General features: G+C 68.7%; 13 protein-coding genes. 3 read left to right on the forward strand and 10 right to left on the reverse strand.

Features of this window, described 5'->3' with window-relative positions:
* Positions 1–214 precede the first annotated feature (214 nt).
* The 3 genes from ACFP1Z_RS05090 to ACFP1Z_RS05100 form a co-directional block, all read right to left on the reverse strand.
* A complete protein-coding gene (locus ACFP1Z_RS05090) occupies positions 215–2,077 on the reverse strand; it encodes a glycosyltransferase family 2 protein (protein WP_390314664.1) in 1,863 nt (620 codons plus the stop codon).
* A gap of 58 nt (positions 2,078–2,135) precedes the next feature.
* Positions 2,136–2,810 carry a GntR family transcriptional regulator gene (locus ACFP1Z_RS05095; protein ID WP_390314665.1) on the reverse strand — a complete coding sequence of 225 codons (675 nt, stop codon included), beginning with the start codon at positions 2,808–2,810 and terminating at the stop codon, positions 2,136–2,138.
* A gap of 134 nt (positions 2,811–2,944) precedes the next feature.
* On the reverse strand, positions 2,945–4,306 hold the full coding sequence (locus ACFP1Z_RS05100; RefSeq protein WP_390314666.1) for an aspartate aminotransferase family protein: 1,362 nt from the start codon (positions 4,304–4,306) through the stop codon (positions 2,945–2,947).
* A 252-nt stretch (positions 4,307–4,558) separates the two neighbouring features.
* On the opposite strand from ACFP1Z_RS05100, the gene ACFP1Z_RS05105 reads away from it, so the two are divergent.
* The gene (locus ACFP1Z_RS05105; protein WP_390314667.1) at positions 4,559–4,762 is read left to right on the forward strand and encodes a cold-shock protein; all 204 of its coding nucleotides are present in this window, start codon (positions 4,559–4,561) and stop codon (positions 4,760–4,762) included.
* Between the two features lie 119 nt (positions 4,763–4,881).
* Here the strand turns inward: ACFP1Z_RS05105 and ACFP1Z_RS05110 are convergent, their stop codons facing one another.
* The gene (locus tag ACFP1Z_RS05110; RefSeq protein WP_390314668.1) at positions 4,882–5,694 is read right to left on the reverse strand and encodes a M48 family metallopeptidase; all 813 of its coding nucleotides are present in this window, start codon (positions 5,692–5,694) and stop codon (positions 4,882–4,884) included.
* A 5-nt stretch (positions 5,695–5,699) separates the two neighbouring features.
* Positions 5,700–9,422, reverse strand: coding sequence for a type I restriction endonuclease subunit R (locus ACFP1Z_RS05115; protein WP_390314669.1), 3,723 nt, complete (start codon positions 9,420–9,422; stop codon positions 5,700–5,702).
* A 305-nt stretch (positions 9,423–9,727) separates the two neighbouring features.
* Between ACFP1Z_RS05115 and ACFP1Z_RS05120 the strand changes: the two genes are divergently transcribed.
* Positions 9,728–12,073, forward strand: coding sequence for a hypothetical protein (locus tag ACFP1Z_RS05120; protein WP_390314670.1), 2,346 nt, complete (start codon positions 9,728–9,730; stop codon positions 12,071–12,073).
* Positions 12,073–12,819 carry a hypothetical protein gene (locus ACFP1Z_RS05125; RefSeq protein WP_390314671.1) on the forward strand — a complete coding sequence of 249 codons (747 nt, stop codon included), beginning with the start codon at positions 12,073–12,075 and terminating at the stop codon, positions 12,817–12,819. Before ACFP1Z_RS05120 ends, ACFP1Z_RS05125 begins: the two co-directional genes overlap by 1 nt.
* A 113-nt stretch (positions 12,820–12,932) precedes the next feature.
* Here ACFP1Z_RS05125 and ACFP1Z_RS05130 read toward each other — a convergent pair whose 3' ends face one another.
* The 5 genes from ACFP1Z_RS05130 to ACFP1Z_RS05150 form a co-directional block, all read right to left on the reverse strand.
* Positions 12,933–13,253 (reverse strand): hypothetical protein, encoded by a 321-nt coding sequence (locus tag ACFP1Z_RS05130; RefSeq protein ID WP_390314672.1) that lies wholly within the window; start codon positions 13,251–13,253, stop codon positions 12,933–12,935.
* Entirely contained in the window at positions 13,253–13,528 is a 276-nt protein-coding gene (locus ACFP1Z_RS05135; RefSeq protein WP_390314673.1) for a hypothetical protein, read from the reverse strand. The genes ACFP1Z_RS05130 and ACFP1Z_RS05135 overlap by 1 nt, the downstream gene beginning before the upstream one ends.
* Before the next feature lie 508 nt (positions 13,529–14,036).
* Positions 14,037–14,246 (reverse strand): DUF397 domain-containing protein, encoded by a 210-nt coding sequence (locus tag ACFP1Z_RS05140; RefSeq protein WP_390314674.1) that lies wholly within the window; start codon positions 14,244–14,246, stop codon positions 14,037–14,039.
* The gene (locus ACFP1Z_RS05145) at positions 14,237–15,097 is read right to left on the reverse strand and encodes a Scr1 family TA system antitoxin-like transcriptional regulator (RefSeq protein WP_390314675.1); all 861 of its coding nucleotides are present in this window, start codon (positions 15,095–15,097) and stop codon (positions 14,237–14,239) included. The genes ACFP1Z_RS05140 and ACFP1Z_RS05145 overlap by 10 nt, the downstream gene beginning before the upstream one ends.
* Positions 15,098–15,184: 87 nt before the next feature.
* Entirely contained in the window at positions 15,185–16,171 is a 987-nt protein-coding gene (locus tag ACFP1Z_RS05150; protein WP_390314676.1) for a restriction endonuclease subunit S, read from the reverse strand.
* Positions 16,172–16,314 lie beyond the last annotated feature (143 nt).

Raw genomic sequence — 16,314 nt, forward strand, 5'->3', positions numbered from 1 at the left:
GGTCGGGCGGTCGGGCGGTCGGGCGGTCGGGCGGTCGGGCGGTCGGGCGGTCGGGCGGTCGGGCGGTCGGGCGGTCGGGCGGTCGGGCGGTCGGGCGGTCGGGCGGTCGGGCGGTCGGGCGGTCGGGCGGTCGGGACAGCGTAGTGCGCTGCGGCGACTTGTCATACCGGGCGTGCCCCGGGCCGGCGGGCTCGCGCCGGCCCGGGGCACGGGCTCAGCCCTCGCCCCCGGTGCCGTCCCACAGGTCCCCCACGTCCCACACCCAGACGCCGCCGAGGTACGCCGGCTGCTCCCCGGTGAGCCGGTTGACGGCCCGCAGCAGCGGCCCGGACCTGTCGTCCGGGGCGAGGACGAGCACGTCCGCCTTCCAGAAGCGCAGGTCGCGCAGGAACTCCTCGCGCTGCCTGTCGCCGATGGCGGGGACCTCCCCGGTCTCCCGGGCCTTCGCCAGCAGGTCGGAGGTGGGGCGCGGCTGCGGCCCGTAGATGCCGGTACGGTCCGGCCCCCAGGGGCCGTTGAAGTAGCCGCCCGGGACGGCGAAGCCGAGGCCGGCCACCACCTGCCAGCGCAGGGCGTCGGTGTGCACGGGGCTGGGCACGGGGACGGGGACGAGGGTGCGGCCGGGCCGTACGTGCTCGCGCCACTCGCCGTCCGCGACGAAGGCCGGTACGGGCGCCCGCTCCACCGTCCGGTACGGGGTCGGCACGAGCGGCAGCAGCGCCACGACGAGGGCCGCCCAGCCCAGCAGCCGGCGCGAGCGCTCGCGTTCGCTGCGCAGCCGGCGCACGGCCAGCCGGTCGCAGACGAGCGCGAGGAGGATGCCGAGGGCGGGGGCGCACACCATGGCCATGCGCGACTCGATGACGGAGTCGAGCAGCGGGAGTTCACCGGCCAGGCGCCAGGGGCCGGGCAGCGTACGGTCCGTTCCCGGCAGCGGGATGTTCTTCCCCAGGGAGAGGACGGCCGCGGCGAGCGCGGTGAACCCCAGGGCGCGCACGACCGGCTGCCGCCACAGGCGCACCACGATCACCACGGCGAGGACGACCAGCGGCCAGCCGAAGAACGCGTTCTCCTCGGTGCGGTTGAGCGACAGCGAGGCCGCGATCCGCTCGTCCCCGGCGAGGGAGCGGGTGGCGAACTCCAGCAGGGCCATGGGGTGGTTGCCGGTGTCGCCGTGCAGCAGCCCCTGGTAGCTCTGCGGCCCGTAGAACTGCCACCACAGCGGGACGGCCGTCAGCGCCACGCTCACCAGGGCGGCGATGCCGAGCCCGCGCAGCAGGGGCCGGGCGACGGCCCGCGCCGCGTCCGGGTCGGCCACCGCGTGCCCGAAGGCGTACAGCGCCATCCCGCACGCGGCGATCAGCAGCGCCTCCTCGCCGACGAAGACCTGGTAGGCGGCGAACAGACCGAGGACCACCCCGTCGCGGACCGTGCGGCGGCCCTCGCACAGCCGCAGCGCACGGTCCACGATGAGCGGGATCATGAACAGGACGAGGAAGTTGGGGTGCGCGACGCCCTGCGAGATCATCGGCGGCGCGAAGGCGCAGAAGGCCCCGCCGAGCGCGGCGGCCCACCGCGAGCGCACGAGACGGCGGGCGATCAGCCAGTACCAGGCCCACGCGGTCGCGGCGAGCCCGCCGGTCACCACGAGCGCCCAGGTGACGGGCGCGCCGAACAGGAGCGTGACGGGCGTCAGCGGGACGGAGAGGCCGAGCATGGCGGCGTTCGCCATGAAACTCACGCCGAGCGGCGCGTTCTGCAGGCCGCTGAAGAGGGGGTTGCGCAGGTGCGTGACGTTGTCCGCGGCGACCGCGAAGAACCACTCGAACTGTGTCTGGTCCGACCCCGAGTCGACGAGGTAGTGCCGCGCGGGTCCGCCCCACAGCCCGTGGTAGAGCACGAAGGCCGCCAGCAGGTACAGCAGCGGGATCGCGGCACGCGAGGCGGGGACGGCACGCCACCACGGCCGGGCCGGGGCGGCCGCCGGGCCGGGGGCCTCCCCCTCCCCCTCGTCCCTGGCCGGGCGCGGTCCGGGTACCGCCGTCGGTCGCCGTTCGATGCCGGAGTCGTGCCGCATTCCGTCCCGTTTCCGTTGTTCGCTTGCGGATATGCGCGACTGTGCGCGGCTTTCGACCCTATGCGCTCAGGCTTCCGATCAGTGCCAGCGAGTGTGCGTTGTAGTCCGTGATGAGCCGCTCCACGGCGGCCACGTCCCGGGCCGCCACGGCCTCGACGAGTTCCCCGTGGCCGTGCCACAGCCGCCCGCGCAGGTCGTCCGCCGCGCGGCGCAGGACCGGCACGATGAAGATCCAGCTCTGCACCCGGACCCGGTCCAGGAAGTCCGTGATGTACGGGTTGCCGATGAGGCCGCTCAGCTCGCGCCAGAAGCGCAGGTCGTAGCCGATGAGGATGTCCAGGTCGCCCGCGAGCGCGGCCCGCCCGGCCTCCTCGGCCCGGCGCCGTACGGAGGCCAGGGCCTCGGGCGCGGCCTCGGCCAGCGCCCGCGCGGCGGAGCGGCGCAGTATGCCCTCGACGATCACCGAGCGGGCCTCGACCATGTCGCGGAAGTCGGCGTACGAGAACTGGCGCACCCGGTAGCCCTTGTGCAGCTCGACGTCCAGCAGCCCCTGCGCGCACAGGTCGAGCAGCGCCTCACGGACGGGCGTGGCCGAGACCCCGTAGCTTTCGGCGATCTCCTTGACGGTGAACTGGCGTCCCGCAGCGAGCCGTCCGGCTATCACCTCGTCGCGCAGGGCGTCGGCGATCTGCGAGCGCAGCGTCGTCCGTCTGACAGCCTCGCTGCCGGGCATCCTCGCCTCTCCTCTTGTCTCCCCCGTGGCCTCCCCTGACACCGCCCGCGCGCACGCGGACGGCCCCCGCAACACGATAGGCGAGGGCCGTCGGGGCCGTTACGGGCCTGTGGGAGCCCGGTGCGGGAGCGGGGTCAGACGGTGTGCGCGTCGGCCGCGGAGAGCGCCGTGTCGAGGACGGCCAGGCCCTCCTTGGCCTCGGCCTCGGTGATCGTGCACGGCGGCACGACGTGGGTGCGGTTCATGTTCACGAACGGCCACAGCCCGCCGCGCCGGCAGGCCGCCGCGAACCCGGCCATGGGGGCGGCGTCCGCGCCGGAGGCGTTGTACGGCACCAGCGGCTCGCGCGTCGTACGGTCCTTGACGAGCTCCAGCGCCCAGAACACGCCCGTCCCGCGCACCTCGCCGACGCTCGGGTGCCGCGCGGCCAGCTCGGCGAGGCCGGGACGCAGCACCTCCTCGCCGATGCGCGCCGCGTTCTCCACGATGCCCTCCTCGGCCATCGCGTTGATCGTCGCGACGGCGGAGGCGCAGGCGAGCGGATGCCCGGAGTAGGTGAGGCCGCCGGGGTAGGGGCGGGTCTCGAAGGTCGCCGCGATCTCCGCGGAGATGGCGACGCCGCCGAGCGGCACATAGCCGGAGTTGACGCCCTTGGCGAAGGTCAGCAGGTCGGGGACGACCCCGAAGTGGTCGGCGGCGAACCAGCGGCCCGTCCGCCCGAAGCCGGCCATGACCTCGTCGAGGACGAAGACGATGCCGTACCGGTCGCACAGCTCGCGCACGCCCGCGAGATAGCCGGCCGGGGGCACCATGATCCCGGCGGTGCCGGGCACGGTCTCCAGCAGGACCGCGGCGATCGTCTGCGGGCCCTCGAAGCCGATGGTGTCCTCCAAGTGCCGCAGGGCGCGCTCGCACTCCTCCTCCTCGGTGCGCGCGTGGAACGGCGAGCGGTAGAGGAACGGCGCCCAGAAGTGCACGACCCCGGCCGTACCGGAGTCGCTGGGCCAGCGGCGCGGATCGCCGGTCAGATGGATCGCGGCGGCCGTCGCCCCGTGGTACGAGCGGTAGGCACTGAGCACCTTGGGGCGGCCGGTGTGCAGCCGGGCCATCCGGACCGCGTTCTCCACGGCCTCGGCGCCCCCGTTGGTGAAGAAGATCTTGTCGAGGTCGCCGGGGGTGCGCTCGGCGATCAGCCGGGCCGCCTCGGAGCGCACGTCCACGGCGAAGCCCGGGGCGATCGTGCACAGCCTGCCCGCCTGTTCCTGAACGGCGGCGACGACCTTCGGATGCTGATGCCCGATGTTGGTGTTGACCAGCTGCGAGGAGAAATCGAGGTAGCGGTTGCCGTCGTAGTCCCAGAAGTACGAGCCCTCGGCCCCGGCCACCGCCAGCGGGTCGATGAGGCCCTGCGCGGACCAGGAATGGAAGACGTGCGCGCGGTCGGCGGCCTTGACGGCAGCCCCGGCGCGGGTGCGGGGGTCGGGCCCGTTGCTCACGGTCGTTACCTCGGAATCGGTGCGAGGGACACGGACCCGGCCAGCCTAGGGAGCACAGCGGCCCGCCCGACACCGGCAGTCTGTATGGCGCTCACCACGCACCCGGACACCCTGCCGGGCCCCGAGCGGCCACCCGAATTGCCGCACACAAATTCCGTGTCCCCGCCGCCCGGAATGGGATCATCACCGAGCCATTCAATTCCTCGGTGCCCGCCCGTGTCCTCCGGCACCGAACGCAGCAAGGAGATCGTCTTGGCCACCGGCACCGTCAAGTGGTTCAACTCGGAAAAGGGATTCGGCTTCATCGAGCAGGACGGCGGCGGCGCCGACGTCTTCGCGCACTACTCCAACATCGCGACCACGGGTTTCCGGGAGCTCCAGCAGGGCCAGAAGGTCACGTTCGACATCGGGCAGGGCAAGAAGGGGCCGCAGGCGGAGAACATCGTGCCGGCGTGACCCTCCCCTCCGGGGGCGGGGCCGGGCTCCGCGCCGCTTGTGGGCGCGGGGTCCGGCTCTTGCCATGGGCTTTCGGGCCGGAGGGCTGCTGCGTTGCGAGCGGCTCCAGGCCCGGGGCCTCACCCGGCTCCCGGTCCGATGTCCCCCATCCACACACGCCGCCCCAGCTCGTCCAGCTCGTCCTTCAATTGTCGGCATTCGGGCAGCGCCCTCCCCAGCAGCCGCCAGTAGTCACCGCCATGTCCCGAAACGCGGACGTGCGCCACTTCGTGGGCGACCACGTAGTCGACGAGATGGATGGGCAGCTGGAAGGTCGCCCAGTGCAGTGCCACGCGCCCGCCGTCACCCGGCCCGGGCCAGTAGGCGCCCCACCGGTGGCCGAGGTCCCGCACCTCCACGGTCGGCTCGGGCACGTCCATACGGGCCGCCCACGGCTGCAGCCGCCCCTGTACCCAGCGCAACCCGGCCTCGCGGTACCAGGCGGCGAGTGCTTTCCGGGCTCCCCGTGGGTCCGCAGCCACCGTCCGGGGCAGCCGCAGGCGGCCCGCCACCAGCCGTACCGGTCCGCCGCGTTCACCGCTGTCGCCCTCGTCGTCCACCACCAGCAGCCGGTAGTCGCGCCCGAGGTAACGATGGATCTCCCCGTCCCGCAATGACCGCACCGGATGCAGCTGCTTTCGGTCCTCGCGCAGCCGCAGCTTGCTGTCGATCCAGTGCATGCTGGCCCGTACGAAGTCCTCGGCCCGCCGTGGGTCGCAGTCCTGCGGCGTCCGCAGGGTGAGCGAGCCGTCCCGCTCGACGGTCAGGCCCAGCCGCTTGCGGCGGGTACTGACGCGTACGTGCAGCGCCAGCCCGTCCACGGCCAGGATTCCGCCCTCGGCGAGCGGAGCACCGCCGGTCGGGCGGGAGCGGCAGCCGGGCTGGGGGGACATGCCCCCTATTGTCGCCGTGCTTCGGCCTGGAAGTCGCGCAGGTGCAGCATGACGTGCCCGGCCAGCACTCCCGCCAGCCGCTCCAGCGCCGCCAGCCCTCCGGAGCGCGGCCTGAGCCCCGCCCCGCGCAGCCGGCCCCAGATGTGCGACTCCAGCTCCTGGACGTGCGCCTCCTCCGCCTCGAACGACGCGCGGCCCACGTAGCCGACGGCCACGTCCCGGACTTCCATGACGAGCCGGTGGAGGAATTCCGGTTCCGGCGTCTCGAAGTCCGGATCCTCCTCCAGCTTCTCCCCCAGGCGGACGTACAACAGCCGCTCCGCGTGCGACAGGCCGGCCACGCGCGGATCCGTCTCCTCAGCACGCCGGGCCCGCTCGACCAGCGGACCCAAGTGCGCCTTGATCTCCTCCCAGCGCCCGGCGAACTCCTCCAGAACACGCTCCAGTTCCTCGGCGATCTGCCGGTACACAGCCCGGTCCTCGCGTGCGCGGCGCTCTTCCAGGTGGTAGCGGAGCGCCTGTGCCTGCTCCGCCGCCGCCTCCCGCACCGGCAGCCGGCCGACGGTCTCGTCGAAGTCAGGGGCGAGGATCGACACGGGTGGGATCGCCTGTTCTATCCCCTGGACCCGCAGATGCTCGGCGATCAGTTCGCGCACCTTGCGCCCATAGCCGCGGATCGAGAAACCGCCGCCCGGCCCGTCCCGGTAGTGCCGCCGGACACGCATTTGTAGCAGGCTCCAGCGGCGCACGTCGGGAATGCACTCCAGCGCCCCCTCGTGCGGCAGTACGCGGTCCACCGCGCCGAGGAACTCCCCGAGGAGCCGGTCGAATTCGGCACGCTGCGCGGAGTCGTCCAGAGCGAGCATCGCGCGGGTCAGACCGTCCCGAGTACCGAGGTCCGTACCGTCGATCCCCGTACGGGAGAGGAACAGTGCGACCTTTTCGGCCGCGGCCCGCATCCCCGGGATCTCCTCGTCCATGCTGCGCAGCGAAGCACGCACCTCGGACTTATTCCGGTAGGCGGCGAGCGTGGTCCCGAGGTTGTCCAGCACCCCGTAGTAGTCGACGACCAGCCCCTCGGTCTTCCCCACCGCAGGCCGGTTGACACGGGCGATGGCCTGGAGCAGTTCGGCGTCACGGATCGGCCTGTCCAGGTAGAGCACCTGTTCAATGGGCGCGTCGAAGCCGGTCAGCAGCATGGACTTCACGATGAGGAACGTGACCGGCGCCTGCACCTCCTCGGCCGACCGGTGCGGGGCGAGGCCGCTCCACGGATTCGGCGCACCGGTACGGCCGCCGGCCACGGGCAGATCGTTGTCCGTCCACGGCTTGTCGGGTTCGTACTCGGGGATCTCCCGCAGGAAACGGTCGATGTGGTCGCGCTGCTTGGTCTCGTCGGTCCATTCCCGCCACACTCCGCTCTTCTGCTCCGAGCCGGCCGAGATGACCGGGACGAAGTCCATGCGCCGCAGGACCTCCCGGTGCCGCCAGGCCCAGAAGAGTTTGATCTCGCGAGGGTCGTACGTCTCCGGCTTCCGCAGCCGCAAGGCCTCGTGCTCGCCGCTCTCGTCGAACTCCTTGAGTTCCTGGAGGAGTTCAGCCCGGGCATCGCGGAACGCGTTGCGGTAGTACACGGCCGCGCGCCGGCTGACCACGGCCACCTGGGCCTTGAAACCTCCGGTGAGCGGGCCTGTCACGTAATGCGCGAGCATATCGGCAGCCTTCGCCCGGATCAGCGGGAAGGACTCCGCGACGTCGCGCCCCGAGGGCGTGGCATAGCGCTCGCGCACCTTCTGCCGCTGCTCCTCGTCCAGCGGCTCGACCAGGTCCTCGAACCGCTGGTTCAGGCCCGGCTTCTGCCACACCTCGGCGGTCGTGGTGCGTCCCTCGTAGCGAACCGGGACGATCACCTTGTCCGCTTCCGCCTCGTCCATCGTGTACTCGTCGAGGAACCGCGGCACGCCGCCGGTCTCACGGCACGGCTCCAGCCCGAAGATCCGCCCGGTGTCCGTGAGCCGTCCCTGCATGAGCGGCGTACCGGTGAAGCCCACCCGGGCGGCGTTCGGAAGCGCCTTGCGCAGGCAGGCGTGCAGCACCGAGGTGTGCGAGCGGTGCGCCTCGTCCACCAGCACCAGCACTCTGGGAGAGGTGCTGCACTCAGGGAAGATCCGGGCAGCCGCCTTCAGAGTCTTGTCGTCCGGCGCCGGATCCGCGATCTGCTCCGGGTCCTCCCCGTCGGCGACGCGCGCCTGCGCCTGCTCGAAGTCCTCGGCGAGCGCCCGGTCCTCCCCGTCGGCCGTGTCCGCGCCGTCGGAGTCCTTGGCCAGCCCGGGGAGTTCACCGAGGAACTTCTGGATCGTCGCGAAGATCACCGCGCGGCCGCCGTCCTGCCCGGCCCGCTCCAGCATTCCTTGCAGATCCGTCTGCGAGGCCGCCTCACGTACGGTGCTGCCGCCGCGCTCGACGGCCTTGCGCAACTGCCGCTGCAGATCCCTGCGGTCGGTGACCGCGACCACTGTGATCTTGTTCAGTTCCGGGTCCGGGCTCAGGTGCAGCCGCCGCGCCAGGAACATCATCGTGAAGCTCTTGCCCGCGCCCTGCGTGTGCCAGATGACCCCGCCGCGCTCGTCCTGGTCCGTACCGGTCTGCAACCGGGTCCGGCCGGTGCCAAGCTTGCGAATGATCTTCTCCACGGCGCGGTACTGCTGGTGACGGCAGACGACCTTCACGGTCTTCGCCGCTTCGTCGTCCCCGGTACGCGCTGCGGAGCCGCCGCCCCGACCGTTGCCGCCTTTGCTCTTCAGCTGCATCTCGAAGACGTAGTGGCGGAGGATGTTGAGCAGGTTACGTGGCTTCAACACCATGGCGGTCAGGCGGTGTTGGAGAGTCACCGGTTCGTTCGGGCCGATCAGCCGCCATGCGCGCAGCTCTCGCCGCAGCTCCTCCGACGAGTCGTAGTCCGGTTCCAGGCTCCGCCACAGCGCGTAGTGCTCCTCGGCGGAGGAGATCGTCCCGAGGACGGCGTCACGACCGTCTGCGGCGACCAGCAGCTGTACGGGCGTGAAGAGTTCGGGGATGCCACCGCCCGGGACCGTGCCGGAACCGCGGGGGCCGCCGTCCAGCGGTCGTCCCGAGTACGCCCGCAGGTCCTGTATGGCCTTCGCGATCCCGTCGTTCACGTAAGGGGACTTGCACTCGATGACGACGACCGGGATGCCGTTGACGAAGAGGACGAGGTCGAGGACCTGGTCTCTGCCGTCGGCGTTGCAGACGCGCAGCTGGTCGACAACGAGGAAGTCGTTACGGGCCAGCACCTCGGCCCGGTTCTCCCCCAGCGCCTCGGCCGACCAGTCGACGAAGTGCACCTTCGCGTCACGGGTGTCCGGGCCCTTCTCCAGGACGCCGTGGAGCAGTTGATCGGTGGCGTCCCTGTTGGCGCGAGGCAGCGAGGCTCCGGACACGTTGCGGGCGGCGTTCTTCATCCGCTCCGCTGCCCGCAGGGCGTCGTCCTCGGACATCCAGCCGGAGGCTGCACCCGGCAGCTTGTTGATACGGCGCAGGGCGGCGGCCATGCGCCGGGTCAGGAAGACATCACGGTAGGAGCGCCCTTCGGCGCTCTGGAGTTCCCGCCCGGGGATGTGCTGCCATCCCATCGCCTTGAGGTGCTCCAGGAGCGGCAGCTCCGCCTCGTCCCGCTCGGCCGTACCTCTGACTCCGCCGGCTGCCATGCGCCGTGCGCCTCCCCTGTGTTGCGTGTCCCCTGCGCACCGTTCGGCTCGCTGGTCCATTGTGCGCCGGGCCGGGGCGCGGGAGGGCTCAGGGAGGGCGGCGATTTGCGGGGGCGGGGGCGGGAGCGGCTGGTTCGCGCTGTGGTGCGGGGTGGTTGTCAGTGGTGTCTGCGTAACCTACCGTTCGGGCGCAAACGAGGTGAGGGGGCGCGTCAGTTGCTGGGTTGGGATATATCCCCGTCGGATGTGAAGAGCGTGCGCCAGGGCGGCGGGCACCGTTCCGGCACGGCGGGCGGGGGTGGCCGGTGAGCGACGACGAGCTGATCAAGCCCTGGAGGATACCCGTCTTCACCGGGGACCTGGGCGAGCTGGGGAAGGCTTCCGGTGTTCTGAAGACGCAGGCCGGGAAGTTCCGGGACGCCGGTGCCGGGATTCACTCGCAGTTCCAGGGACTGGCCTCCTGCTATCACGCGCCCGAGGCGGACCAGTTGTTCGCGACGACGGCGCCCGTGAAGGAGAAGTCCGGGCACTTCGCGGACAACGTGGACAAGGTGTCGGCGGCGCTGGACGCGTACGCGGCAGAGGTCAAACCGCTCGTGGACCGGCTGCAGACGCTGCGGGAACAGGCGGATGCGTTCGTCGCGAGCGTGCAGGGTGACGACGACTGGAAGAAGGACCAGAAGAAGGTCGACCGCAACAACGGTCTGATCTTCGGGGTCAAGGCGGCGGACGCCGCCTTCCGGGACGCCGAACGGACCTGCGCCAGCAAGATCCTGGCCCTCGTGGGCGAAGGCCCGCTCATACCCGACGACGGCAGCCACAAGCCCAACATGTACGGCTACACCCTGGAGACCCTCCAGCACGCGGAAGAGGTGCCGTGGGGCAAGAACGCGGAGCGTGAGTTAGAGGGCTTCGAGTGGGCGTGGCACCAGGTCAAGAGCTTCGTGTGGGACGGCGTCATCGTCGACGGGCTCTGGGGCAACATCCGCGGCCTGGGCACCCTCGTCGGCGTGGACGGCTGGGACCAGGCCGGCGAGGCATGGACGAACCTCGGCAAACTCGCCACCGGTCTGGTCATCACCGTCACCCCGGCAGGTGCCGCGTTCTGGACGGCCCGGGACGACCAACTCCCCTCCTGGCTCCGGGACTCGCGGCAGGCGGTCAAGCAGACCGGCAAGGCGATGGTCGCCTACGACGAGTGGGACAAGAATCCCGCCCGGGCGGCCGGTGCGGTGTCCTTCAACGTGGTCTCCACCGTCCTGACCGCCGGGGCCGGAGCCGCCGCCAAGGGAGGTGCCGTCGTCAAGGCCCTGTCCACGACGGGCAAGGTGGCCAGGGCCGTCGACCCGTTGACGTATCTCGGCAAGGCCGGATCGTTCGGGGTCACCAAGGTCGGCGACCTCATGGGGAGTCTGAAGAACCTCGACTTCACCATGCGGATGGGTGCCAGCGTCCGTGGGGCTGAGGGGGCACTCAAGGGGGTTGAGAGCGCGGCCTTCCCGTCGGAGAGGTTCGTCCAGGTCTGGGACCACCAGGGGAAGCCGGCCTTCATGGAGAAGGAATCCGGGAAGCTGAGCTATGCCGACGGGGCGCCGGTCCAGGCTGCGAGATCCGTCCCGCATGAGGTTCCCGCCTCTGAACGCGTGCTGGGGAAGACGGAGCTGACCACGAAGGAGCCAGTACTGGCCGGTGGGGGCGGCGGCTCGGACGCGCAGGTGTCCGTGGGCCAGGCGGCGGAACACATACCGGGTGGCACTTCCAGGCATGCTCCCGGCGGTTCGGCGGACTACGTGCCCCGTGGCCCAGCTGACAAGGCTGGCGGACGGCCGTCGGCCAACTATGAATCACCAACGGGACCTCGCAACGAGGCAGCGACACACGAGCACCCGACGAGTGGCGGCGACGCACCCGGTGTCGACACCACGCACAGCAGCGGGCCTGCACACTCCGGGCACACCGCCGAAAGCTCGCCTGGCGAGAATCACAGCAAAACTCCCGGAGCCACCCACGATGCTGGTGGCGAGCCACCGCACCCAACGGAGACGGGTCCGCACGCGGCAGGTGCGGGATGGGTCACTCAACCCTCTGAATATGCAGGCAGGATCTACGAACAGGTCCGGGCAACGCCCAACAAAATCGACCTTCCTGTAATCGCCAAGAACACTGGAATTGACGAGGGAGTACTGCGACAGGTCAAGAGCCACCTTTTCCGGTCTCAGCATGACGTACCAGTCGGGCCGGGCGAAGTGAAGAGAGGACTCTTCGAACCGAGGGACGACATCGCCGATCTCTGGCAGGACGCCCATGCCGGTACTCTCGATGCTGCCAGGACACACGAGTTCCGGAGTCTCATGGCCCATGAGTACATCGAGAGTCGCCTGATGAAGGCCGGCCTTCCCTATACCCGTGAGCATCCAAGTCTCTACATGCTGGATGAGGATGGAACATTCAGCAGGCGGTTTCCCCAGGATGTACGACTCGCAGGTGCGCACGAATTGGCCCCACACTCGGTCGAAGGTCACTTCAACCACTGGAAGAGGGCCTTTCGCACTGAACCTCCAGGGACGAAGCTGGCGGAGGACTTGTCCAACATCGACGAGGTCGTCAAGGATATTGTTCAGAAGCTGAGGTCGAAGGGGCTGGAACTGTAGTGAGTGACAAGGCACCGCGCGTCGTTCTGGATCGACTGCGCGCCGTCGAGTGGGACGATTCCGATGCGGCGTTCGATCACGCACGCTCCCGTGCCCTTCTGATGCGCGAGTACCTGCGTCGTGCCGCGCTCTGGGCACGAGAGTACGGGGTGGAGGCCCTCTGGCCCTTCTTCGACATCGCAGAACACGCAGCACCCTCTGTGACTGTTGACCCGGCTGTGGCGGCTGAGACCGAGGAGTTCCTCAGGCGGCTTATCGCCCGGGACAGTGTCAAGAAGACCTGCCGCAGTGCGGTTCACTGGGCGGCCGTGTACGCGACCGAACACGTACCGCTTCCTGAGCTTCCGGATCCGTACGAGCCGCTGCTGCTCATGTACGAGCGGGGTGGCGGCTTCTACGTTGAAGAATTCATCGAACTCAACGGCATCGCGATCCGGGAAGGAAACGTAGCGAGCAATCTGAATGCTCCCCCTTTCCTGACCTTGAGTCCGGTCACGCTCAACGCCCTTGACGGCGAAGGTGCGATCACCTATTACTCCATTCCCGGCGGCCTGATGCGACGCAGGGTCGACTACGACGGCACCCACGAGGAAACGTTGAGCCTCCAGTTGACCTGGCAATCGACTGACGAACAGCTGAAGTTGGCCGCGCCCGAGCACGAGGGAGCCAATTCCGTCTATCTCACGGAAATCTCCGAGCGAGAGGCTGCGTCCTATATCGAGGGTCTCACCCATCAGCCGGGGTGAGAGCCATCCGGGGTGAGCCACGACAGAGGTGCCCGACCCTCAGGAACAGGCATGACCTGGATGTAGTCACCGGTTCCGGAAGGCCGGGCGCACGAGGATGCACCTCAGGCCGTCTACGGCCAGTGGACGCCCTTGCTGCCACGTACGTCCTTGCGGCACTCCGGCGTCCGGTCCGGCGGCGTTGTCACCGGCACGCCGTCGAGCGCTCGGCACAGCTGCGCATGCAACAACTCCGCCTCGGACAACGAGAGTCGGAGCGTGACGTCCCCGTCGAACTTGCCGTCACGTTGCAGCCACAGGGGGATGGCCAGCGTCTCCTCGGTCTCCCGACGGACGGGCTTGGAGGGGACACGGCTGATACGCAGCCCGTGCGGGAAGCCGCCGTTGCGCGGGGCGGGTTGGTCGGTGGGATGGCTGGGCGTACGTGCGTCCATCAGACGGCCACCGCCGTCCTGGGCGCCGGCACGGCGGGCGTGCCGATGCGATGCCCGTGGATGACGGACGGGCCGATGTCGATGCCGTCGAGGGCGAGTGCGAGGGCGGTACGACGGTTGCGTTGGTCGGGGGTGAGCCCGGGCCGTGGTTCGGGAGCCGGTTCGTACGGTGCGTGATGGCGCGGTACTTCGACAGGGTTGTGCGGGCCGTGGACGTGTCCGTACGGCTCGGGTGAGGGCGCCTGCTGCTCGTAGGCCAGGACGTACGGGCGCACGAGCGGTCCGGGCGACGCGACGGGGTGCGCATGACCGGGCAAGCAGGGCTGTGGCCTCCGCTTTTCGGGAAGCCGGGGCGGGGTGAGGGCTCGCATCAGGAGGCGGAGGCCGGAGAAGGTGCGGGGTTCGGTGCGGGTGGGGGTTCCGGGTGCGGCCTGTGTTCTGGGGGTGGTTGAGGTGTGACGGCGTTGGCCGGTGGCCGGGATGAGCAGATTGACGAGGTGGGCGAGTGTTCGCCGGAGGGTGGGCCAGATACGGTGGGGCATGCTGACGCTCCTGAGTGGCGTTGGCCACGCCCCGGGGTGCCGCATACACCGCCGGGGCGCGTCTGTTTTCCTGCTCAACTGGCATGTGGATGAGCCGGGTTGCCATGACCGTAGCGGCGGCACTTGCGAACTCACAACGCGTTGTATGAAGCTCCACCCGAAAGTGCATACGACACAGTCACACCCAAAGAGCAAGAGGGCGTCCACCTGGAATGATGATGGAGACCGTCAACCAAGTGCGCTACAGCGAACTATCTAGCGCACCGGACTTGGCGCCAGCCAGGAGCGCATACAACTTGCCCGGCGTCGTCCTGACCACCACACCCGGGACATCGCTCTCCCGCAGCAAGATGGCCCCTTCGCTCAGCGCGAGTTCGATGCAGGCGCCGTTCTGCTCCGAGAAGGAAGACTTGAGCCAACCAACGTCCGCCTCTTGCACTTTCACAGACATTGCACCACTTCGCGAATGAAGTCCCGCGAGCGCCCTGGAGTGAGAACCCGCTTCTCCATACGGTCCAATACCGCACGGTAGTTCGCAAGATGCGTCTCGGACTGAAGGAAGGACAACCCCACAGGTGTGTCCGTCTGCACCGTGTCGAGCTGCGGGACCGGTCCGCGTACGTAGCAAGTGGAGCTTGCAGCAGAAGGGAAACCGCCGGCTGCGAACGGCAGCACGCAGACCTTCACGTTCGGTCGTTCGGACTGTTCCAGCAAGTGGTTCAGTTGGGTTCGAGCAACTCCCCGGCCGCCGAACGGAATACGCAGCGCGGCCTCGTGGATGATGAATACGCAATCCAAGAGCCTCGGTGGATCGAGAACTTGACTGCGGCGAAGCCGGAACGCGATCTTACGCTCGAAGTCGTCCGGCGCCAGGGGCGGAGTCGCCTCCTCGAAGACCGCGCGTGCGTAGTCCTCGTGCTGAAGCAGCCCCGGCATGTGCGTGATCTGCGCGGCTCGCAGTGAGACCGCGTAGTGCTCCAACTCCGCAAGGTCTAGGAACGATGCGCTGAGCATGCCCTCGTACTCGTCCCACCAGTGCCAGGCAGAGGAACGCCTCTCCTTCGCCATCGCGGCGAGCGCATCGATGTAGACACGGTCGCGGCAGGAGTAGTTGGCTGCCCAGACGCGGACTCGGTCGACACTGACGCCGAAGCGGCCGGACTCGATGTTGCTGACGGTGGTCCGGTCGGTGCCGTGCATCGTGGCAGCTTCGGTCAGCGACAGGCCCACGTGCTCGCGCATCTTACGGAGCTCCGTGCCCAACCGGCGTTGCCGTTCGGTCGGGGGCTTCCTCGCTGCCACCGGTCTCATCCTTACTGACTGCTTCCGAGAAGGCTGTGTGCCAATGCTGGTTTTGTAGCATCACCCATGGCCGCTGGGCGACCACTTTTACTCAGCGGAGCCGACTCGCACGCGCCCACTGAGCAAGTCGTCCATCACCCCTCGTTTAAGCCCCCGCAACTTGCTCAACTCATCTTCACTACTGCGGATTCGCGTGTCCCATGCATCGACCAGATCGACGATACGCCTCTGCTCGGCAAGCGGAACGAGCGGAAACAGCAGGGATCCGAAACGTTCAGCCCCCAAATGTGCGATACTCGTCGTCTTCTTGGCGATTTGAACAAATACGCCTGCGTTAAGCCAACAGTTGAACACTGCTTGCGCATATCGCGACAGCATTCCATCGCCTGCACGAAACCGAACCAACGTGTTTTGGAAATAGAACTCTCCAGGCCCCCGTTCATAGATGGCGCTGCGCCCTACAAGCTCAAGGCTCTGTCCTTCATTGAGAAGGATGTCACCTGGCTCCAAGCGATAAGCCAAACGCTCACCATCACTGAAGGCCATAGTCTTGACGCCCGAGTAGTCGATTCTCTCTTCCAGGACATTGGCGACTCTGAGATATGGGTACTGTTCTGACGAGGCTCGACTACCAGGCGACAGCTGCTTGCCCATGCGTACTGAGCCGACTTCGTTAACTGGAACCCACCGAACCGAGGTGGCACATCCAGTGCTCTCAGCCAACATTCCCAGCTCGTGTCCACGCGGAATCACAGACGCCACAACGCTGCTCCGCACGGTGCGCAGCTTCGCGATCGACGCTTCCAAGGCACTCTCGGCCTCGGCAAGCTCGTCCAAGACCTCGACCAGGCTCCGCTGGTCCACCACTGGAATATCAGGAATGCGTAGCTCCTCCACAGATTCCTGAGAAATGTTGCCCTGCCCAGTACTACCACTCAGCAGCGAATCGACCTGACTTCGCACATGAGACGAGCTCAGGACAAGGGCTAGAAACCTCGCGCTCGCTCGGCGCTCGTCTGGAACCAGCCTCAGAGTCTTGTCGCTCAGCATGAGACCGGAACGCGTCTGGCCCACCAGGCATACCGTTCCCACTAGCTTCCTAGCCCCGTTCGCACGGGCCATCAGCAGATCTCCCTGCTTAATCTCCAACGATGGGCGAGGAACGAGCCCAAAGGGAAGACATTTCGACTCCGCCGACCGGAACTCTCCAGACGTAA

The organism is Streptomyces gamaensis (assembly GCF_042656465.1).
GTDB lineage: Bacteria > Actinomycetota > Actinomycetes > Streptomycetales > Streptomycetaceae > Streptomyces > Streptomyces gamaensis.